The 19366-nt window shown below is 73.8% G+C and carries 19 protein-coding genes; 8 read left to right on the forward strand and 11 right to left on the reverse strand.

What is annotated here, in order from left to right:
* Positions 1 to 2: 2 nt before the first annotated feature.
* From ACIRBX_RS05295 to ACIRBX_RS05310, 4 genes are all read right to left on the reverse strand, one after another.
* Positions 3 to 698 (reverse strand): response regulator, encoded by a 696-nt coding sequence (locus tag ACIRBX_RS05295; protein ID WP_402293826.1) that lies wholly within the window; start codon positions 696 to 698, stop codon positions 3 to 5.
* A gap of 14 nt (positions 699 to 712) precedes the next feature.
* Entirely contained in the window at positions 713 to 1885 is a 1173-nt protein-coding gene (locus ACIRBX_RS05300; RefSeq protein WP_402293827.1) for a sensor histidine kinase, read from the reverse strand.
* Positions 1886 to 2115: 230 nt separating this feature from the next.
* A complete protein-coding gene (gene purB / locus ACIRBX_RS05305) occupies positions 2116 to 3555 on the reverse strand; it encodes an adenylosuccinate lyase (RefSeq protein WP_402293829.1) in 1440 nt (479 codons plus the stop codon).
* Positions 3556 to 3623: 68 nt separating this feature from the next.
* Positions 3624 to 4229, reverse strand: a complete 606-nt coding sequence (locus ACIRBX_RS05310) for a TetR/AcrR family transcriptional regulator (protein ID WP_402293830.1) — start codon at positions 4227 to 4229, stop codon at positions 3624 to 3626.
* A 106-nt stretch (positions 4230 to 4335) separates the two neighbouring features.
* On the opposite strand from ACIRBX_RS05310, the gene ACIRBX_RS05315 reads away from it, so the two are divergent.
* Positions 4336 to 5304 carry an NADP-dependent oxidoreductase gene (locus ACIRBX_RS05315; protein WP_402293831.1) on the forward strand — a complete coding sequence of 323 codons (969 nt, stop codon included), beginning with the start codon at positions 4336 to 4338 and terminating at the stop codon, positions 5302 to 5304.
* A 34-nt stretch (positions 5305 to 5338) separates the two neighbouring features.
* On the opposite strand, the gene ACIRBX_RS05320 is transcribed toward ACIRBX_RS05315, so the two are convergent.
* From ACIRBX_RS05320 to ACIRBX_RS05335, 4 genes are all read right to left on the reverse strand, one after another.
* Entirely contained in the window at positions 5339 to 6742 is a 1404-nt protein-coding gene (locus tag ACIRBX_RS05320) for a hypothetical protein (RefSeq protein ID WP_402293832.1), read from the reverse strand.
* A 148-nt stretch (positions 6743 to 6890) separates the two neighbouring features.
* Positions 6891 to 7319, reverse strand: a complete 429-nt coding sequence (locus tag ACIRBX_RS05325) for a MarR family winged helix-turn-helix transcriptional regulator (protein ID WP_402293833.1) — start codon at positions 7317 to 7319, stop codon at positions 6891 to 6893.
* Between the two features lie 75 nt (positions 7320 to 7394).
* Complete coding sequence (locus ACIRBX_RS05330) at positions 7395 to 7781, reverse strand: DUF3037 domain-containing protein (protein WP_402293834.1); 387 nt, start codon at positions 7779 to 7781, stop codon at positions 7395 to 7397.
* On the reverse strand, positions 7778 to 8536 hold the full coding sequence (locus tag ACIRBX_RS05335) for a HipA family kinase (RefSeq protein ID WP_402293835.1): 759 nt from the start codon (positions 8534 to 8536) through the stop codon (positions 7778 to 7780). The genes ACIRBX_RS05330 and ACIRBX_RS05335 overlap by 4 nt, the downstream gene beginning before the upstream one ends.
* A 135-nt stretch (positions 8537 to 8671) precedes the next feature.
* On the opposite strand from ACIRBX_RS05335, the gene ACIRBX_RS05340 reads away from it, so the two are divergent.
* Positions 8672 to 10030 (forward strand): NAD(P)/FAD-dependent oxidoreductase, encoded by a 1359-nt coding sequence (locus ACIRBX_RS05340; protein WP_402293836.1) that lies wholly within the window; start codon positions 8672 to 8674, stop codon positions 10028 to 10030.
* Positions 10031 to 10085: 55 nt separating this feature from the next.
* Here ACIRBX_RS05340 and ACIRBX_RS05345 read toward each other — a convergent pair whose 3' ends face one another.
* Positions 10086 to 11204, reverse strand: a complete 1119-nt coding sequence (locus ACIRBX_RS05345; protein ID WP_402293837.1) for a GDSL-type esterase/lipase family protein — start codon at positions 11202 to 11204, stop codon at positions 10086 to 10088.
* Positions 11205 to 11448: 244 nt separating this feature from the next.
* Positions 11449 to 12777 (reverse strand): aminotransferase class I/II-fold pyridoxal phosphate-dependent enzyme, encoded by a 1329-nt coding sequence (locus ACIRBX_RS05350; protein WP_402293838.1) that lies wholly within the window; start codon positions 12775 to 12777, stop codon positions 11449 to 11451.
* 34 nt (positions 12778 to 12811) lie between these two features.
* Here ACIRBX_RS05350 and ACIRBX_RS05355 point away from each other — a divergent pair, with 34 nt between their 5' ends.
* The 6 genes from ACIRBX_RS05355 (at position 12812) to ACIRBX_RS05380 (ending at position 18530) form a co-directional block, all read left to right on the forward strand.
* On the forward strand, positions 12812 to 13471 hold the full coding sequence (locus ACIRBX_RS05355; RefSeq protein ID WP_402293839.1) for a pyridoxamine 5'-phosphate oxidase family protein: 660 nt from the start codon (positions 12812 to 12814) through the stop codon (positions 13469 to 13471).
* 9 nt (positions 13472 to 13480) lie between these two features.
* Complete coding sequence (locus ACIRBX_RS05360) at positions 13481 to 14098, forward strand: FMN-binding negative transcriptional regulator (RefSeq protein WP_402293840.1); 618 nt, start codon at positions 13481 to 13483, stop codon at positions 14096 to 14098.
* Between the two features lie 250 nt (positions 14099 to 14348).
* A complete protein-coding gene (locus ACIRBX_RS05365) occupies positions 14349 to 15710 on the forward strand; it encodes a sugar porter family MFS transporter (protein ID WP_402293841.1) in 1362 nt (453 codons plus the stop codon).
* Positions 15711 to 16241, forward strand: a complete 531-nt coding sequence (locus tag ACIRBX_RS05370) for a dienelactone hydrolase family protein (RefSeq protein WP_402293842.1) — start codon at positions 15711 to 15713, stop codon at positions 16239 to 16241.
* 450 nt (positions 16242 to 16691) lie between these two features.
* On the forward strand, positions 16692 to 17945 hold the full coding sequence (locus ACIRBX_RS05375; RefSeq protein WP_402293843.1) for an MFS transporter: 1254 nt from the start codon (positions 16692 to 16694) through the stop codon (positions 17943 to 17945).
* A gap of 69 nt (positions 17946 to 18014) precedes the next feature.
* Positions 18015 to 18530, forward strand: a complete 516-nt coding sequence (locus tag ACIRBX_RS05380) for an HAD domain-containing protein (protein ID WP_402293844.1) — start codon at positions 18015 to 18017, stop codon at positions 18528 to 18530.
* A 25-nt stretch (positions 18531 to 18555) separates the two neighbouring features.
* Here the strand turns inward: ACIRBX_RS05380 and ACIRBX_RS05385 are convergent, their stop codons facing one another.
* The gene (locus ACIRBX_RS05385) at positions 18556 to 19344 is read right to left on the reverse strand and encodes a CPBP family intramembrane glutamic endopeptidase (RefSeq protein ID WP_402293845.1); all 789 of its coding nucleotides are present in this window, start codon (positions 19342 to 19344) and stop codon (positions 18556 to 18558) included.
* Between the last annotated feature and the right edge of the window lie 22 nt (positions 19345 to 19366).

Here is a 19366-nt window from a genome sequence, read left to right on the forward strand (position 1 = left end):
CCTCAGTCCACCGGTGTGCCCGGCACCACCAGGCGGGCCTCGTACGCGGTGATCACCGCCTGGGCCCGGCTGCGCAGGCCGAGCTTGGTCATCACCCGGTGCAGGTGGGTCTTCACGGTCGCCTCGCTGACCACCAGCCGGGCGGCGATCTCCTCGTTGGACAGTCCGCGCGCGACCCAGGTCAGCACCTCCCGCTCACGCCCCGTCAGCTGCTCCAGGACCGGATCGGCCGACGAGGGCCCGGCCGGCGGCGAGAACGCCTCCACGAGCCGCCTGGTCACCGCCGAGGCGAACAGCACGTCCCCGGCCGCGATGGTGGCGATGGCCGCCAGCAGCCGCTCCGGCGGGGTGTCCTTCAGCAGGAAGCCGCTGGCCCCGGCGCGCAGCGCGGCGTAGACGTACTCGTCCAGGTCGAAGGTGGTCAGCATGATCACGCACGGCCGGTCCCCCGCCGGCCCCGACCCCGGTCCCGGTCCTGGCCCCGGGGCCAGGAGCCGCTCGGTGGCCACGATGCCGTTCATGCCCGGCATCCGGATGTCCATCAGCACCAGCTCGGGCCGGTGCCGGGCGGCGGCGGCCAACGCCTCCTCGCCACTGCCGGCCTCCCAGACCTCGCCGAAGCCGGGCGCCGCCCGCAGCAGCGCCGCCACCCCCGCGCGGACCAGGTACTGGTCGTCCACCACCAGGACGTTCGTCACGAACCCACTTCCCGTCAACTCCCTCGTGCCGCAGGCTGATCCGGCCGTAGGGGGAGCACGAGACGGACCTCGAACCCCCCGTCCCCGGTCATCCCCGCGGTCAGCTCGCCGCCACTGATCCTCGCCCGTTCCCGCAGGCCGATCAACCCGTGCCCGGCCGGGCCCCCCGGCGGCAGGCACTCCCGCTCGCCGTCCCCGGCGTTGCGCACCGTCACCACCAGCCGCCGGGGCGTCCGCTCCACCAGCACCTCGGTGCTGGCCCCCGGAGCGTGCCGGGCCACGTTGGCCAGCGCCTCCTGCACCGTGCGGTAGACGCACAGCTCGACCCCCGGCGGCAGCGGCTCGCCCCCACCCTTCCGGCGGTACTGCACCCGGCTCCCCGTCCGGACCGCCCGGTCCACCAGCACCGGCACCTCCTCCAGCCCCGGCAGCGCGTCCAACGGCGCGGCCGTCCGGCCGCCGCCCTCCGGATCGTCCCGCAGCGCGTCCGTCAGCCCCCGCAGCTCCGCCAGCACCTCGTGGCTGACGCCGCGGATGGTCTCCACCGCCTGCCGGGCCGCCGCCGGGTCCGAGGTGAACACGTACCCGGCCAGCCCCGCCTGCACCGAGATCACCGCCATCCGATGGGCGATCAGGTCGTGCAGCTCGCGGGCGATCCGGATCCGCTCGTCCACCAGCACCCGGCGTGCCAGCGCGTCCTGCTCACGGGCCAGCACCTGGGACAGCAGCCGCAGCGCGGTCTGCCGGTCCGTCATCCGCCGCAGCCACCATCCGATCAGCGCGGCGCCCGGTGGCGCCAGCGCCGCCTGGGCGGCCACCGCCCCGGGGGCCAGGCCGCCGGCGATCCCGCTCTGCACCACCACGGCGGCGGTGAGCAGCAGCGCCACCACGGCCGGCCGGCCGGGCCTGGACTCCCAGACCACCAGCAGGGTCAGCAGGGGGCTCCACCAGTTCACCGACGGGGGGTGCCCGAGGGCGAGGTACCCGGCGTACCCGGCGCAGGCCACCACCGCCGCCGTGAACGGGTAACGCCCGCAGAACGCCAGGGGTGCGGCGATGCCGAGCGTCAGCAGGTACCCCGCCGGGTCGAACCCGTACCCGGCACCCACGACACAGCTGCCGACCGCGAACGCCCCGGCGGCCAGCACCTCCAGGCCCCGTCGCCCGATCGCCGTCCTCCACCCCACCGACCGAAGGCTAACGATCCGCCACCACACCGTCGTCAACCCCACGGTTGATCCGCAAGGCTCCCCGGGCAGGCACGGTGCCCGGCAGGGCGGACGCACGGGGGCGCGGGGACCCGCGCGGACCGGAGGGCGGCGCACCACCGCTGACCCACCGTCAGCGGCTGCCGCCGTACCCCGGCACGCGGGTCCCCGCGCCCCTGGTGCTCGCCCTGCCGGGCACCGTGCCTAGCTCAGAGGATGTCCCCCGGCGCGTACTTGGCCGCGGCCGGGTACGCCGTGGCGACGGCCTCGATCCGGCGGACCAGCTCGGCGACCTGGGCACCGGCCGCACCGGTGAAGGAGAGCCGGTCGGCCAGCAGCGCGTCCAGCGCGGCCCGGTCCAGCGGGATGCGGTCGTCGGCGCCCAGCAGGTCGAGCAGCGCGTTCTCCCGCGCGCCCTCCCGCATCGCCAGCGCCGAGGCGACCGCGTGCTCCTTGATGACCTCGTGCGCGGTCTCCCGGCCGACGCCCGCCCGCACCGCGCCCATCAGGACCTTGGTGGTGGCGAGGAACGGCAGGTACCGGTCCAGCTCGGCCTCGATCACGGCCGGGAAGGCACCGAACTCGTCGAGCACCGTCAGGAAGGTCTCCAGCAGGCCGTCGAAGGCGAAGAACGCGTCCGGCAGCGCGACCCGGCGGACCACCGAGCAGGAGACGTCGCCCTCGTTCCACTGGTCGCCGCCCAGCTCCGCCGTCATCGAGGCGTAGCCGCGCAGGATCACCGCGAGGCCGTTGACCCGCTCGCAGGACCGGGTGTTCATCTTGTGCGGCATCGCGGACGAGCCGACCTGGCCGGCCTTGAAGCCCTCGGTGACCAGCTCGTGGCCGGCCATCAGGCGGATGGTCTTGGCCAGGCTGGACGGGCCGGCGGCCAGCTGCACCAGGGCGGTGACCACCTCGAAGTCCAGCGAGCGCGGGTAGACCTGGCCGACGCTGGTGAAGACGTTCTCGAAGCCGAGGTGGGCCGCGACCCGCTGCTCCAGCTCGGCCAGCTTCTCCGCGTCGCCGCCGAGCAGGTCCAGCATGTCCTGGGCGGTGCCGACCGGGCCCTTGATCCCGCGCAGCGGGTAACGGGCGATCAGCTCCTCCAGCCGCGCGAAGGCGACCAGCAGCTCGTCGGCGATCGAGGCGAACCGCTTGCCGAGCGTGGTGGCCTGGGCGGCCACGTTGTGCGAGCGGCCGGCCATGACCAGCTCGCCGTACTGGGCGGAGAGCGCGCCGAGGCGGACCAGGACGGCCACCGTGCGGTCCCGGACGTGCTCCAGGGACTGGCGGATCTGGAGCTGCTCGACGTTCTCGGTCAGGTCCCGGGAGGTCATGCCCTTGTGGATCTGCTCGTGCCCGGCGAGCTCGCTGAACTCCTCGATCCGGGCCTTCACGTCGTGCCGGGTGATCCGCTCACGGGCGGCGATGGAGCCGAGGTCGACCTGGTCGATCACCCGCTCGTAGTCGGCCACGGCGGTCTCGGGCACCTCGATGCCGAGGTCCTGCTGGGCCTTCAGGACGGCCAGCCACAGGTGGCGCTCGAGGACCACCTTGTGCTCGGGGGACCACAGCTGGGCCAGGGTCGCCGAGGCGTACCGGGAGGCCAGGACATTGGGGATCTGGGGCTTCGCGCTCACGCTTCGCAAGCCTAACAGTCCAGGTCGGGACGGTTCGCAGCGGATCGGCCCAAGGACTTGACTACGCGCGTAGCACCCTACTCACGCCCGGCCGACAGCCCGGCTGACAGTCCGGCGAAGAGCAGCTCGAACAGGTGGTCCCGCCGCCCGGCCAGCTGCTCGGACTGCCCGCCCACCCACCCCAGCGCGTTGCTCAGCGCGTACAGGTCCAGCGGCGTCACGTCGGCCCGCACCGCCCCGGCCCGCTGAGCCGCCGTCAGCAGCCGCCCGCCGGCCGCCCGCATCGCCAGGCAGTCCGCGTGCAGCGGCGAGTCGACGTCGCCGAGGGTGGCCACCAGCGTGGCCGGCAGCCCCTGGTACGCCCCCGCCTCCCGGGTGAACTCGTACAGCCACTCCCGCAGCGCCCGCTCCGGCGCCGCGTCGGCCGCGCCCAGCTCCGCCGCCCGCTCGGCCAGCGCGCGGAAGCGCCGGTGCAGCAGCGCCTCCAGCAGCGCCTCCCGGTTCGGGAAGTGTCGGTAGAGGGTGCCGAGCCCGACCCCGGCCCGGCGGGCGACGTCGCGCAGCGACGCCTGGGTGCCCTGCTCGGCGACCACCTCGGCGGCCACCTCCAGCAGCCGCTCGCGGTTGCGGACGGCGTCCGCGCGCGGCGCGCGGACCGGCCCTGACGAGGGCTCAGCAGACATGGCGGATCCACCCTTTGACATTCGGAGCACTGCTCCGTTTCAATTTCCGGAGCAGTGCTCCGCATTCTACCGAGCCCTGCCACTCCGTCGTTCCCAGGGAGGGGACATGACCGTGCCGACCATGCACGCGATCCGCATCACCGAGTTCGGCGGCCCCGAGCGGCTGACCCGGACCGAGCTGCCCCGGCCGGTGCCGGGCCCGGGCGAGGTCCTGGTCCGGGTCCGCGCGGCGGGCTACAACCCGGCGGACATGCACGTCCGCGAGGGCTTCCGGAAGGTCCCCGAGGCGCTGCGGCCGGTCTGGCCGCTGCCGGTGGTGCTCGGCTCCGACCTGTCCGGCACGGTGGCCGAGGTCGGCCCGGGGGTGACGGAGTGGCAGGTCGGCGACGAGGTGTACGGGCTGGTGAACTTCCCCGGCCGGGGCGCCGCCTACGCCGAGTACGCCACCGCCCCGGCCGCCCACCTGGCCCGCAAGCCCGCCACCCTGGACCACGTCACGGCCGCCGGGGTGCCGATGGCCGGCCTGACGGCGCACCAGTTCCTCTTCCACCACCTGGCGGAGCACGTCCGGGGCACCGTGCTGGTGAACGGCGCGGCCGGCGGGGTCGGCCACTTCGCCGTCCAGCTGGCCCGGGCGGCCGGGGCCGAGCGGGTGGTCGCGGTGGCGTCCGGGCGGCACCGCGAGTACCTGGAGGGGCTCGGGGTCGACCTCTTCGTGGACCGCGAGGCCGGCCCGGCCTCGGCCGCCGTCCGGGACGCCGACTTCGTCCTCGACACCGTCGGCGGGCCGGACGCCCACCTGCTGCTGGACACCCTGCGCCCGGGCGGCGCGCTCAGCTCGGTCTACCTGGCCGACCAGCGCCCGGAGCGCGCCGCCGGGCTGGGCGTCACCCTCGCCCCGTTCCTCCAGGTCCGCTCCAGCGGCGCGGACCTGGCCGAGCTCGGCGCCCGGATCGACGCCGGGGAGGTGGTCCCCGCCGTGGACGCCGTCTTCCCGCTCCGGGAGGCGGCCGCCGCGCACGAGCACGCCGCGCGGGGCCACCTCCGGGGCAAGATCGTCCTGACCGTCGACTGACCCGGACCGTCGGCCGAGCCGGCCCGGACGGCCGTCAGAGTCCGGACTTGACCTTCACCATCTCCGTCCGCACGTGCTGGAGCAGCGCCCTGGTCGAGTCGTCGATCCAGGCCGGCGGGGCGGCCAGCAGGCCGTTCAGCTCCTGCAGCCAGCCGATCCGCCGGTTCTTGTCGGCGTACTCCTCGGTCAGCGAGGCGGCGTGGAGGTGCACGTTGGCGTAGTCGAGGCCGTTCAGCAGCGCCCTGGTCAGGGCCCCGTTGTCCGCCGCGTGGCCGACCGCCGCGAAGTTGGACTTGTCGGCCGCCGACCAGGCGGCCAGGCCGCGCAGCCCGTCCGGCTCCACCACCATGGTGAGCGGGTTGGCGAACTGCTTGCCGTGCGCGCTCGGCGTGGTCCACCGGGTGTGCCAGTCCTGGCCCGGGGCCGCGCCATAGGCCTGGAAGTAGCCGAGGTGGTCGGCGGCGCCGGCCGAGTTCTCGGCGGTGCGGGCGTAGTTCTCCAGGGTCAGGTGGTCGGTGCCGTCCACCGCGACCACCCCGCCCCAGTGGAAGCCCCAGACCCGGCCGTTGAGCGTCACCGGGTGGGAGAGCAGCCGGTTGTGGGCGTAGTCCTGCACCTGCTGCCCGGCCGGTGCGTGCGGGTGGGCGGTGCCCAGCGAGGTGGTGTAGAGCCCCTGGCCGACGGCGGTCGGCCGGGCGTGCCGGTTCAGGCCGAGGGCCAGCAGGTCGGCCGCGATGTTCGGCGCGTGCAGCACCCCGCCGTTGGCCAGGGTGTGCAGGTCCTCGCCGTAGTGCCGGGCGATCAGGTCCTGCCGGGCGATCCGGGCCGGGGCGGCGGCCGGCAGGTCGGCGATCGGCGCAGCCTGCACCAGGTGGTTGGCCAGGTGGTACTCGCCGAAGACGGTCCGCTCGGTGGTGGTGCTGCCGAGGAAGACCGGGCGGGCCAGCACCGGCTTGGGCGGGTGCACCGAGCCGGTGACGTTCTGCACCACCACGTCGCAGTTCTCGCTCATGGTGGCGTTGCTCCCGCCGGTGTGCAGGCTCAGGTTGGCCTGCCGGACCCGCACCAGGGTGGTGGGGGCCGGGGCGCCGGGCAGGGTGAAGGTCACCGTCCGGGTCGGCTCGGCGAAGAGCTGGAACTCCGACCCGGCCCTGGCCAGCACCTTGTTCCACCCCGGCAGCGCGGCCGGGTCGGCGAAGAAGTACTTCGGCTGACGCCGGGTCAGGTCGGCCGACTCGACCGCGAACCGGCCGTTCTGCGAGACCGCCAACCCGGTGCCGGCCGGGGCCGCGACCAGGTTGGGCGCACCGGCCGCGTTCCGGAAGGTGTAGCCGACGTGCGCCGCCGGGTCGTTGACGAACTCCTGCGCCTCCAGCGGGTGGCTGGTGGTGTAGGTCGGTGCCACGGCACCCGGACCGGCAGGGTTGAAGAGCTGCATCGGTGTGGACCCCCCAAGGTCGGCTCGGGCCGGCCCCGTCCCCCGTCCGGCCCCGCGCCATGATGGCACCCGGGGTCCCCGCTGCGGAGGGCTCGTGCACGGTCCCGCGAGGGGCGTGCGGAGGCCGGCCGGGTGCGCCGGGTCCGCGTCAGCCGGTGAGCAGCGGGAGCACCTGGCGGCAGAGCCCGTCCAGCGCGGTGCGCTGCTCGGGGCTGAGCGAGGCGAAGGCGCGGTGTGCCCGGGCCATGTCGCGGTGGACCTGCTCCAGCACCTCCAGCCCCTTCTCCGTGACGGTGACGATCTTCACCCGGCGGTCGCCCGCCGACGCCTCCCGGTGGGCCAGCCCGAGGCCCTCCAGGCGGTCGACGATGCCGGTGACGTTGGAGGCGTCACAGCCGAGGCGTCCGGCCAGTGCCCGCATCGGGACGGGCTCGCGCAGGGACTTGAGGGCCTTGGCCTGGGACGAGCTGAGCCCGTGCCGGGCGGCGGCGGCCGCGAAGTCCTGGAAGTAGGCGGTGCCGACGGCGGCGACCGCCTCCATCAGGTCCGCGGTGGAGGGAGGGGTGGTGGTGCCCATGCCGCAAGGGTACGCACAGTCGCTTGAGTTCCTCCAGTTTCGAGCCGGTGAAGGAACTGTCCGGGTCGGACCGCGTCAGAGCACCAGCTGCTCGAACAGCCTGCGCAGCTCGGCCTCCGGGTCGGCCGTCAGCCCGGTGTGCACGGGGCTCGGCTGCACCACCGCACTGCGCGGCGCGGTCAGCCAGCGGAACCGCTGCCCGGCGCTGTCCCCGGCGGCCGGCCCGGCCTCGGTGCCGCCCGCGCAGACCGCCTCGATGCCGAAGAGCGCCTTCCGCACCCCGGCGACGTCGGCCACCGGGTCCAGCGCCAACAGCCGGCCCTGGTCCAGGTGGGTGCGGGCGGCCAGGTGCGAGGAGTGCCGGCAGTAGAGCAGCACCCCGACGTTGACGAACTCTCCGCGCTCGACCCTGGGCACCGCCCGGATCACCGCGTACTCGTAGTCGTGCAGCTGACCGGTCATCGGGCGGGCACCTCCGGGAGCCAGTCGCGCGGCCCGGCGAGGCGGGCGGAGAGCTGGGCCAGGTACGCGGCCCGTACCTCGGCCGGCGAGTCGAATCCGGGCTCGTCGGTCAGCCACTCCTCCGGGACGAGGGCCACCGCACGCTCGACGGCCTCCTTCGCCGGCGGCGCCAACTCCTCGTCGGCAGCGGCCAGTCCGGCGGCGAAGGCGCGCAGCGCGTGGTCCGAGGCGTCGTACGGGCGGGCCGTCCAGGAGGCCGCCCCCGCCCAGTGGTGGTGGAAGATCAGGCTGGCCCCGTGGTCGATCAGCCGCAGGCCGCCGGCCGCCACCAGCAGGTTGGGGTTGCGCCAGGAGCGGTCCACGTTCCCGATCAGCGCGTCGAACCAGAGCACCCGCCCGGCCAGCCCGGGGTCCACCTCGAAGCAGAGCGGGTCGAAGTTGAGCGCACCGCTGACGAAGGCCATCCCGAGGTTGACCCCGCCGCTGGCCCGGATCTGGTCCTGGATCTGCACCTCCGGCTCGCTGCGGGCCAGCACCGGATCGAGGTCGATCCGCACCAGCTCCGGCACCGGGAGCCCGAGGCCGCGCCCCAGCTCCCCCGCCAGCACCTCGGCCACCAGCGCCTTGCGGCCCTGCGCGGCACCGGACCACTTGAGCACGTAGAGCCGTCGGTCGTCGCCCTCGACCAGGCCGGGCATCGACCCGCCCTCCCGAAGGGGCGTCACGTACCGGACCGCCGTCACTTCTTGAAGCACCCGATCACCCTAGTGCCTCTCCCGGTGGCAACCCGTCAGCGCCCGTGGAAGGGTGGCGTGCAGTTGTCCCGGCACGGCTCGGCCCACCTCGGACCATCCGGCCCGACCTCGGACCACAAGACTTAAGGATGGACGATGGCACGACCTCGAATCCTGATCGTCGGCGGCGGCTTCGCCGGTCTGGAGTGCGCGCGCCGGCTGGAGCGCAAGCTCGCCCCCTCCGAGGCGGAGATCACGCTGGTCACGCCGTTCAACTACCAGCTCTACCTGCCGCTGCTGCCGCACGTGGCGGCCGGTGTGCTCACCCCGCAGTCGGTGGCGATCTCGCTGCGCCGCACCCTGCGCCGCACCCACATCCTGCCCGGCGGGGCGATCGGGGTGGACCCGCGCTCCCGGGTCTGCGTGGTCCGCAAGATCACCGACGAGGTGGTCGCGGAGAAGTACGACTACCTGGTGCTGGCCCCCGGCAGCGTCACCCGGACCTTCGACATCCCGGGCCTGACCGACTACGCGCGCGGCATGAAGACGCTGGCCGAGGCGACCTACGTGCGCGACCACGTGATCGCCCAACTCGACCTGGCCTCGGCCACCCTGGACCAGCGCGAGCGGGAGTCCCGGCTGCAGTTCGTGGTGGTCGGCGGCGGCTACGCGGGCACCGAGACGGCGGCCTGCCTCCAGCGGCTGACCACGGCGGCCAGCAAGCGCTACCCCCGGCTGGACCCCCGGCTGATCAAGTGGCACCTGATCGACATCGCCCCGAAGCTGATGCCCGAGCTCGGCGACAAGCTCGGCACCAGCGCCATGGAGGTGCTGCGCGGCCGGGGCGTGGACGTCTCGCTCGGCGTCTCGGTGGCCGAAGTCGGCGCCGAGACCGTCAAGTTCACCGACGGCCGGGTGCTGCCCTGCCGGACGCTGATTTGGACGGCCGGCGTGGCGGCCAGCCCGCTGATCGGCACCCTGGACGCCGAGACGGTGCGCGGCCGGGTGGCGGTGACGGCCGAGATGCGGGTGCCGCAGTTCGAGAACGTCTTCGCGCTCGGCGACGCGGCGGCCGTGCCGGACCTGGCCAAGGGCGACGGCGCGGTCTGCCCGCCGACCGCCCAGCACTCGGCCCGCCAGGGCAAGAAGCTGGCCGACAACCTGGCCGCCGCGCTGCGCAACCAGCCGCTGGAGCCGTACTACCACAAGGACCTCGGCCTGGTGGTGGACCTCGGCGGCAAGGACGCGGTCTCCAAGCCGGTCGGCGTCGAACTCCGGGGCGTCCCGGCCCAGTTGGTGGCCCGTGGCTACCACATGATGGCGATGCGGACCAACGCCGCGAAGTTCCGGGTCGGCGCCAACTGGCTGCTGAACGCGACCGCCGGCGACGACTTCGTCCGCACCGGCTTCCTGGCCCGCCAGCCCGCCCGGCTGCGCGACTTCGAGTACACCGACGCCTATCTGACCAGGGATCAGGTCCGGGAGCACGCCCAGGCCCTGCTGGCCAAGGGCTGACCCCCGGCGTACGACAGGAGCCCCCGCGCACCGCGCGGGGGCTCCTGTCGTGGGCTCAACGGGCCGTCAGGTACATCCCGTTGGCGTCCTGTCCGGCGGTGTTGCGGCAGTACTGGTCGCCGCTCCTGGCCCAGAGAAGGGTCAGGCAGCGGCCCAGCGCCAGCTGGCCGTAGTAGTTCGGGTGCATGGACTCCCGGGTGTCCCCCTGCGAGGCGGAGAGGCCGGCGTCCACGAAGCGGGCCCACTCGCTGGTGGTGGCGCTCGGCGCGGAGCTCGACGTCGCCTGCCGGGTGGCCTTGGAGCAGACCTCGCGGCCGGCCAGCATGTCCCGCAGGTCGAGGAACTGCACGCCCTTGGCCTTGGCGACCTTGGCCAGCTCGTTGGAGATCTGCGGCACCAGCGAGGACCGCGCCCAGTCGGCGTCCCCGTTCCAGAACGGGCAGCCGCCGGTGTCGGCCCGGCTCCAGCCGCTCTCCGGGTAGCGCATGTCGGCGCCGCGCGGGATCGGCGAGGGGTAGGACTGGAGCACCAGTCGGTACGAGGAGGCGGAGTAGCCCGCCGCGCTCATCACCGCGCGGATCTCGTCGATCGACTTGCCGACCCCGGCCATCGCGGCCGGCATCCGGGAGTCGACCGCCGCCTGCTGGTCGTCGTAGCAGTACGAGTACCAGATCAGGTAGTCCTTGACGCAGGTCTCGATCACGTCGGCGAAGCCGAGGTCGTTGCCCCCGATGGAGAGCGTGATCAGCTTGACGTCGTTGGCGGCCGCCACCGCCGCGAGCTGGTCGGCCTGCGGAGCCTCGCCCTTGTACGCCTGGCCGCCGTTGCTCGCCCGGAAGACGTTCTTGCTGACCGCTCCCGAGCAGGCCAGGTTGATCTGGGTCTGCGCGATGCCGGTGGCGCTGCGCACCTCGGCCGAGTCGGAGCGGTCGCAGCCGCCCGGGTAGCTGCTGCCGTAGACCCGAGTGGGGTCGTAGGCGCTGCCGGTCCAGGCCCGGTCGGTGCCGGCCCGGCTGCCGGAGGTGGTGACGCTGTTGCCCTTCCAGCGGCCGGCCTCCCCGGAGATGTAGCTGTCCCCCATCGAGACGGAGGCGGTGGGGCCGGTGGCCGCCTGCGCGGGGGTGGTGAGGGCCAGCAGCGGGAGGGTGAGGGAGGCTGCGGCCAGCAGACGCACGGCGGTTCTGATGCTTCGACAGTTTTCGAGCACGGCGAAACTCCTGCGAACGGCCTCCCTGGAGTGGGGTCGGGAGGCGCTGGTGAGGGTGTACCGCCGGCCGGTGGCGCGATGAATGTGACATGTCCGCCGTTGTTACCGCTAGGTATCCGACGCGAGTTTCTTGGACGACCTACTACTTCGCCGCCTGCCCTCACCGCAGGTGACGGACCGGGTGCCCGCGGTCCGTCACCTCACCCGCCGCTCAGCCCAGCCGGGATCCCGCCCGCCCCGGCAGCAGCACCGCCGCCAGGTCCGCCGCCAGCGCCGGAGCCTCCGACTCCGGCAGGGCCGCCACCGTGAAGCGGACGGCCGGCGGGGCCTGGATCCGGTACCGGGATCCGGGGGCGGCCACCCAGCCGCGCTGGGCCATCGCGGCGATCGCCCCGGCCTCCTCGGCCACCGGCACCCAGACGTTCAGCCCGCTCGCGCCGTGGCCGGTGATGCCGTGCCCGGCGAGCGCCGTCAGCAGCGCCTCCCGGCGGGCGTCGTAGACCGCGGCCACCTCGGCGGCAGCGCCGGAGCGCCAGAGCTCGGCCACGGTGCGCTGGAGCAGCAGCGAGACCCAGCCGGAGTCCAGCCGCTGACGGCCCAGCACCCGGCCGACGGTGTCCTCGTCCCCCATCACCAGGGCCAGCCGAAGATCGGGGCCGTACGCCTTGGCCGCCGAGCGGACCACCGCCCAGGCCTCGGTGACCCCGGCCAGCGACTGGTGGGCCTGCGAGACGATGCCGTGCCCGTGGTCGTCGGCGATCAGCAGCGTGCCGGGATGCCGGGCCAGCACCGCGCGCAGCGCGGCGGCCCGGGCCGGGGTGAGCGCGGCGCCGGTCGGGTTCTGCGCCCGGACGGTGACCACCACGGCCCGGGCGCCGGCCGCCAGCGCGGCCTCCAGCGCCTCGGGCAGCGGGCCCTCGTCGTCGAGGCGGACGGGGGCCGGGCGCAGCCCGAGCGCGGGCAGCTGGTCGATCAGGCTGCCCCAGCCCGGGTCCTCGATGGCCACCGGATCCCCGGGCCGCAGCCGGGAGTTGAGGATGCGTCCGATCGCGTCCAGCGCGCCGGAGCAGACCGCCAGGGCGCCGTCCGGCACCCCGTCGGCCAGGAAGCCGGCCCGGGCCAGCGCGGCCAGCGCCGGATCGGCCACCGGGTGCCCGTAGAGGGTGGGGGCGGCGTCCGCCGCGGCCGCCGCCACGGCCAGAGCGGGGGCCAGCGGGGGCAGCAGGGCCGGGTCCGGATTGCCGGAGGCCAGGTCGCGGGCGCCGGGCGGCACCGGGACGGTGATCTGGTCGCGCGGGGTGGTGACCGGGCGGGGCAGCACCCGGCTGCCCTTGCGTCCGGCGGTCTCGATCACGCCCCGGTCGCGCAGCAGGCGGTAGGCGGCGGCCACCGTGTTGGGGTTGACGCCGAGCTCGACGGCCAGGTCGCGCAGTGGCGGGAGGGCCGCGCCGGGCGGCAGCTGCCCGTCGTTGACTGCCCGTTCGACGTCGGCGGCAATCTCGCTGGCCCGTCGCCCCTTGATCGTATAGTCTCCTAGCACAAAGTAGAGTATGCACTAGTACATAGAGGTTGTCATGTCGGACACGCCCGCGTACACCCGGAACGCCCGCACCACCCCGACCCGCTACCGCGAGCGCGCCACCTGGGAGCGGGAGGAGATCCACGCCATCCTGGACGCCGCCTGGGTCTGCCACCTCGGCTTCGTGGCGGACGGCGCCCCGGTGGTGCTGCCCACCATCTTCGCCCGGGTCGGCGACCGCCTGTACGTCCACGGCTCCACCGGCAGCCGCCCGATGCGCGGCGCCTCCGGCGGGCAGGGCATGCCGGTCTGCGTCACCGTCACGCACGTGGACGGCCTGGTGCTGACCAAGTCCGCCTTCAACCACTCCGTCAACTTCCGCTCGGTGGTGGCCCACGGCACCGCCGAGCAGGTCACCGACCCGGCGGAGCTGGCCGTCGCGCTGGACGCGCTGGTCGACCACGTCGTCCCCGGCCGCTCCGCCGGGACCCGCCGGGCCAACCCCAAGGAGCTGGCGAAGACCGCCGTGCTCCGGCTGGTCCTCGACGAGGTCTCGGCCAAGACCCGGGCCGACGGCGCGGACGACGACGAGGCCGACCTCGGCCTGCCGTACTGGGCCGGCGTGGTGCCCGTCGCACCCGCCTACGGCACGCCCGTGCCGCACGAGTCCACCACCGTCCCGCTCCCGGAGAACCTCCGGGCGCTCACCTCCTGAGGGGCCGTCATGCTGATCAGATCCTGGGACCGGGGCGACGAGCAGGAGTGGCGGGCCTGGCTGGCCGAGGGCCGGGACTTCGGCCTGCTGGCCGCCAACGGGCCGGACGGGCGCGGGCCGGTGCTGGTGCCGACGCACTTCCTCCTGGACGGCGACGTGATCCTGCTCCACCTGGCCAAGCCGAACCCATTCTGGTCGGCGATCGCCGCCGACCCGCACGTCACGCTGGCCGTCACCGACGACTTCGCCTACGCCGCCGGGCAGTGGCGGGCCGCGCCGCACATCCCGACCAGCTACTACGCCTCGGTGCAGTTCTCCTGCACCGCCGAACCGGTGGACGACCCGGCCGGCAAGGCGGCGATCCTCAACCGGCAGCTCGCGCACTTCGAACCGGACTGGCCCGGCGGCTCGGTGACGCCCGGTCAGGCCCCGTACGCCGACCAGTTCTCCGGCCTGCGCGGGCTGCGGCTGACGGTGCGGCGGGTGGACGCCAAGTTCAAGTACGACGACAAGAAGCCCCCGGCCGAGCAGGCCGCCGTGGCGGAGCACCTCACTGGGCGGGACGCCGGGGCCCGGGCGCAGCTGCTGCGGCGCAACGCCCGGCGGACCGGCGGCTGCCCCGTCTGAGCCGGGCGGACCGGGGCGGACCGGGGCGGACGGGCTGAGGCGGGCTGACTGGGGCGCGCGGACCCGGGTAGGCGGCGGGGGCCGGACGGGTGGTGGGGAAAAGCGACATTCCATCAGATCCCCCTCATAACATGCGATATGACGCACCGGCTGATGGAATGGCAGACGATCACTGTCCGTCCGGCCCCGGGAGCCCGCCCTGTCCACCACCCATGAGACCAAACCCTCCGGTGACGCCCACCTCGGCCACGTGGTCTTCATCTCGGCCGCCGCCGCGATGGGCGGCTTCCTGTTCGGCTACGACAGCGCCGTCATCAACGGCGCGGTGACGGGCATCCAGAAGCACTTCGAGGTCGGCAACGGCACCACCGCCTTCGTGGTCGCCATCGCCCTGCTCGGCTCGGCGGCCGGCGCCGTGATCGCCGGCCGGCTGGCCGACCGCCTGGGCCGGATCCGCACCATGCTGCTGGCCTCGGTGCTGTTCGCGATCAGCGGCGTCGGCTCGATGTTCCCGCCCAACATCGAGATGCTCGGCCTCTGGCGGGTGGTCGGCGGCGTCGCCATCGGCATCGCCTCGGTGATCGCCCCGACCTACATCGCCGAGGTCGCCCCGACCGCCTACCGGGGCCGGCTGGCCTCCTTCCAGCAGCTGGCCATCGTGCTCGGCATCACCGTCTCCCAGCTGGCCAACTGGGCGCTGAACGAGGCGGCAGGCGGCGAGTCCACCGGCCACCTCGGCGGAGTGCAGGCCTGGCAGTGGATGCTCGGCGTCGAGGCCATCCCAGCCGTCGTCTACGGGCTGATGGCGCTGGCCATCCCCGAGTCCCCGCGCTACCTGATCGCCGACCGGCGGGAGGAGCAGGCCCGCAAGGTGCTGCTGGAGGTGGAGGGCCCGGACGTCGACCTGGACGCCCGGATCGCCGAGATCCGCAGGGTGCTGGTCGCCGACCGCAAGCCCCGGCTGACCGACCTGCTGGGCGGACGCTTCGGCCTGCTGCCGATCGTCTGGATCGGCATCGGCGCCTCGGTCTTCCAGCAGTTCGTCGGCATCAACGTGATCTTCTACTACTCGTCCTTCCTCTGGCAGTCGGTGGGCATCGACGAGTCCAACTCGCTGCTGATCTCGCTCTCCACCTCGATCGTCAACGTGGTCGGCACCGTGATCGCGATCGCCCTGGTGGACCGGATCGGCCGCAAGCCGCTCGCGCTGGCCGGCTCGGCCGGCATGGCCCTCGCCCTGGCCACCGCCGCCTGGGCCTTCTCGCACCGGGTCGGCACCGGTGACAGCGCCACCCTGGACGACAGCTACGCCACCGTGGCACTGGTCGCCGCGCACGTCTTCGTGTTCTGCTTCGCCTTCTCCTGGGGCGTGGTGGTCTGGGTGCTGCTCGGCGAGATGTTCCCCAACAAGATCCGGGCACTGGCCCTCTCGGTGGCCGCCTCGGCCCAGTGGATCGCCAACTGGGCGATCACCGTCACCTTCCCGAACCTCTCGGACTGGAACCTCTCCGCCACCTACGTCATCTACGCGGTCTTCGCCCTGCTCTCGATCCCCTTCGTGGCCTTCTGCATCAAGGAGACCAAGGGCAAGTCGCTGGAAGAGATGGGCTGAGTGGACGTCACCCTGCCCGCCGCCGGGCTCGGCCCCGGAGTCCTGCTGCTCCCCGAGCCCGGCACCGACACCTCGACCGTCACCGAGCACCTGCTCGCCGAGGGCTTCGCGGTCCTCGGCGGCCCGGCCGACCCGGCGACGGTCGGGGCGTTCGCCGACCAGCGCCTGGTCGGCGACGCCCTCGGCGTGATCGGCCTCGGCCCGGGCGGCGGCCACGCCCTGGAGCTGGCCACCGCCCTCGGCGACCGGATCGCCGCCGTGGTCGCCTGCTACGGGCTGCCCGCCGACCCCGAGTTCTCCTACCTCGGCCTGACCGCCCACGTCCTCGGCCACTTCGCCGAGGCCGACCCGGCCGTCCCGCCGGCCGCCGTCGACGAGGCCGCCATCCGCCTCGGCGAGGCCACCGACGTCCGGCCGGAGCTGCACTTCTACCCGACCACCCACGGCTTCATGACGGACGGTCAGGACCAGCTCCAGTCCACCGTCGCCTGGCAGCGCACCCTCACCTTCCTCTGGGCCCACCTCGGCTGACCGGCTCCGCCCTGGTACGCCCCGCCCGAGTAGCGCCCCCGCAGGGGCGCGAGGAACTGCGCGAAGGGGAACGGCAGCACGCGCAACCGGCTCACGGCGGGCCAGCTGCACGCGAGCCGCCGACTCGCACAGTTCCCCGCACGAATGCGCCCCGGCAGGGGCGCGAGGAACTGCGCGCAGGGGAACGGCAGCACGTACAACCGGCTGACGGCGGGCCAGCTGCACATGAGCCGCCAAGTCGCACAGTTCCCCGCACGAATGCGCCCCGGCAGGGGCGCGAGGAACTGCGCGCAGGGGAACGGCAGCACGTACAACCGGCTGACGGCGGGCCAGTTGCACATGAGCCGCCAAGTCGCACAGTTCCCCGCGCCCCCGCAGGGGCACTACTCAGGCGGGGCGCACCCCGGATAACCGGGTGACACCCCCGGCCGGAGCCGTCATAGTCGCCCGGTGAAGAACCACCGTTTCGCCTGGGCGAGCCGCAACTACCGCGTCCAGACCGCCGCCACCGTGATCGCCGGCCTCGGCAACGCCGGGGCGCCGATCGCCACCGCCTTCGCCGTGCTGGAGCTGGGCGGCGGGGCGACCGAGGTCGGCCTGGTGACGGGGGCCCACCTGGCCTCGATGGTGGTCTTCCTGCTGTTCGGCGGCGCCCTGGCCGACCGCCTCCCCCGGCACCACGTGATGGTCGGGGCCAACCTCTTCAACGCCGCCTCGCAGGCGCTGCTCGCCGTCCTGGTGCTCACCGGCACCGCCGAGCTCTGGCAGCTGATCGCCCTCTCCGCCGCCGGCGGCGCGGGCCAGGCGTTCTACGCCCCCGCCTCCGAGGGCATGATCATGGAGTCGATCGCCAAGGAGCACGCCGCCCGCGCCTTCGCCGTCTTCCGGATGGCCCTGAACGGCAGTCAGATCGGCGGCGCGGCCCTCGGCGGCGTGCTGGTCACCGCGATCGGCCCCGGCTGGGTACTGGCGGTGGACGCGGCCGGCTTCACCGTCGCCGCCGCCCTCCGCCTGCTGCTCGACCTGGAGGCGCCGATCACCCCGGCCGAGCGGAGCAGTGTGGTGCAGGCGCTCCGCGAGGGCTGGCGGGAGTTCACCGCCCGCCGCTGGCTCTGGGTGATCGTGCTCCAGTTCTCGCTGGTCAACGCGTGCCTGGGCGCCGTCGAGTCGGTCTACGGCCCGGTGATCGCCAAGGAGCGGCTCGGCGGGGCCGACGCCTGGGGGCTGGCGCTGGCCGCGTTCTCCGCCGGGCTGTTCCTGTCCGGCTTCCTGATGGTCCGCTGGCAGCCCGCCCGGGTCCTGCTGGCAGGCAACCACGGGGTCTTCCTGTTCGCCGCCCCCGCCTACGCCCTCGCGCTCCAGGCACCACTGCCGGTGCTCTGCGCCGCGATGTTCACCAGCGGCCTCGGCATCACCGTCTTCGGCGTCAACTGGATGGTGGCGCTCCAGCAGGAGGTGCCGTCCGAGCTGTTCTCCCGGGTCTCCGCCTACGACTACTTCGGCTCGATCGCCCTCGCCCCGGTCGGCACCGCGCTGGCCGGCCCGGTCGCCGAACTGCTCGGCATGCGCGAGGCGCTCTGGCTGTGCGCCGTCGCGACCACCCTGCTGGCCCTCGCGGTGCTCGCCGAGCGGCAGATCCGCACCCTGCGCCGGACGGCCACCGCGCCCGCCGTAGCGGAAGAAGTGACCGTCAGTTCCGCTTGACGGGCGCGCAACCGTCGCCGTGACTCGTTCGTCCGACCATGTGACAGCGAGTCACCCGGGGGAGCCCTCTTGCCGAAGCCACTACTGTTCCTGGACGTCGACGGCGTCCTCAACCCCGTCTGCCCGCACCCGGACGCGGACTTCGACACCCACACCCTGTTCGGCTACTCGGTGCTGCTCTCCGCCCGCCACGGCGACTGGCTGCGCGAGCTGGCCGAGGCGTACGACATCTGCTGGGCAACGACCTGGGAAGACCACGCGAACGAGCACATCGCCCCCGTCCTCGGTCTCCCCCGGCTGCCGGTGGTGCACTTCTCCGGGTACGTGGCGCAGCCCGACGACCCGAAGGTGCCGGTGCTCGACCTGATAGCCGCCCACAAGTGGGCCCCGCTGGTCCGCTACGCGGCCGGCCGCCCGTTCGCCTGGGTGGACGACGTCATCCCGGGCTCGCTGACCCGGCGTTCGGCACTCCGCCGGGACAGGCTGCTGCTGCGGATCGACCCGGGCCAGGGGCTGGAGCGCCACCACGTGGACCGGCTGCTGCGCCGCCCGCCCGTGGCGGGGCTGCTGGGCAGCTGCGCCTGACCCGCCGTCAGGCGGGGCCGCCCGCTCAGCCGGTCGGCAGCCAGCTGACGTGCCCGGCCAGCAGGGCGTACCCGACGAACGCCACCGTGTCGATCAGCGCGTGCGCCACCACCAACGGCATCACCCGGCCCCAGCGCCGGTAGAGCAGGCAGAAGACGACGCCCATCACGATGTTGCCGACCAGCCCGCCGACGCCCTGGTAGAGGTGGTACGAGCCGCGCAGCAGCGAGCTGGTGATCAGCATGGCCGGCCAGCTCCAGCCCAACTGCCCGGTGCGGCGCAGCAGGTAGGCCAGCACGATCACCTCCTCGGCGATCGAGTTCTCCCAGGCGGAGGCCAGCAGCACCGGCACCCGCCACCACACCTCGGGCAGGCCGGACGGGGCGACGGTGAGGTTGAAGTCGGCCGCCTGGGCGCCCAGGTAGAGCAGCAGCCCGGAGCCGCCGATCGCGGCGGCCACCGCCGTGCCGCGCCCGAAGTCCCGCGCCTTCTCCCGGAGGTCGAAGCCGAGCACCCGCAGCGAGGTGCCCTCGCGCACCAGCAGGTAGCCGACCAGCACCACCGGCATCAGGCCGCGCCCGATGTAGTAGAGCTGCCAGGCCAGGTCCAGCCAGGGGCGGCCGGGGGCCCGCGAGCCGTTCAGGGTGGCGACCTGCTGCCCCAGTTCGGCGGGCTCGGTGAGCGAGCCGACGAAGCTGATCAGGGCGCCGAGTCCGCTCATCCCGAAGGAGAGCCCGAGCACCACCAGCAGCTCGATCCCCAGCAGCCGCCGGGACACCCCGGGGGTCTCGGGCGGGGCGGACACTGCAGTCACCTTGGCTCCCGGGAGGACGACC

Source organism: Kitasatospora sp. NPDC096147, from assembly GCF_044763225.1.
Classification (GTDB): Bacteria; Actinomycetota; Actinomycetes; order Streptomycetales; family Streptomycetaceae; genus Kitasatospora.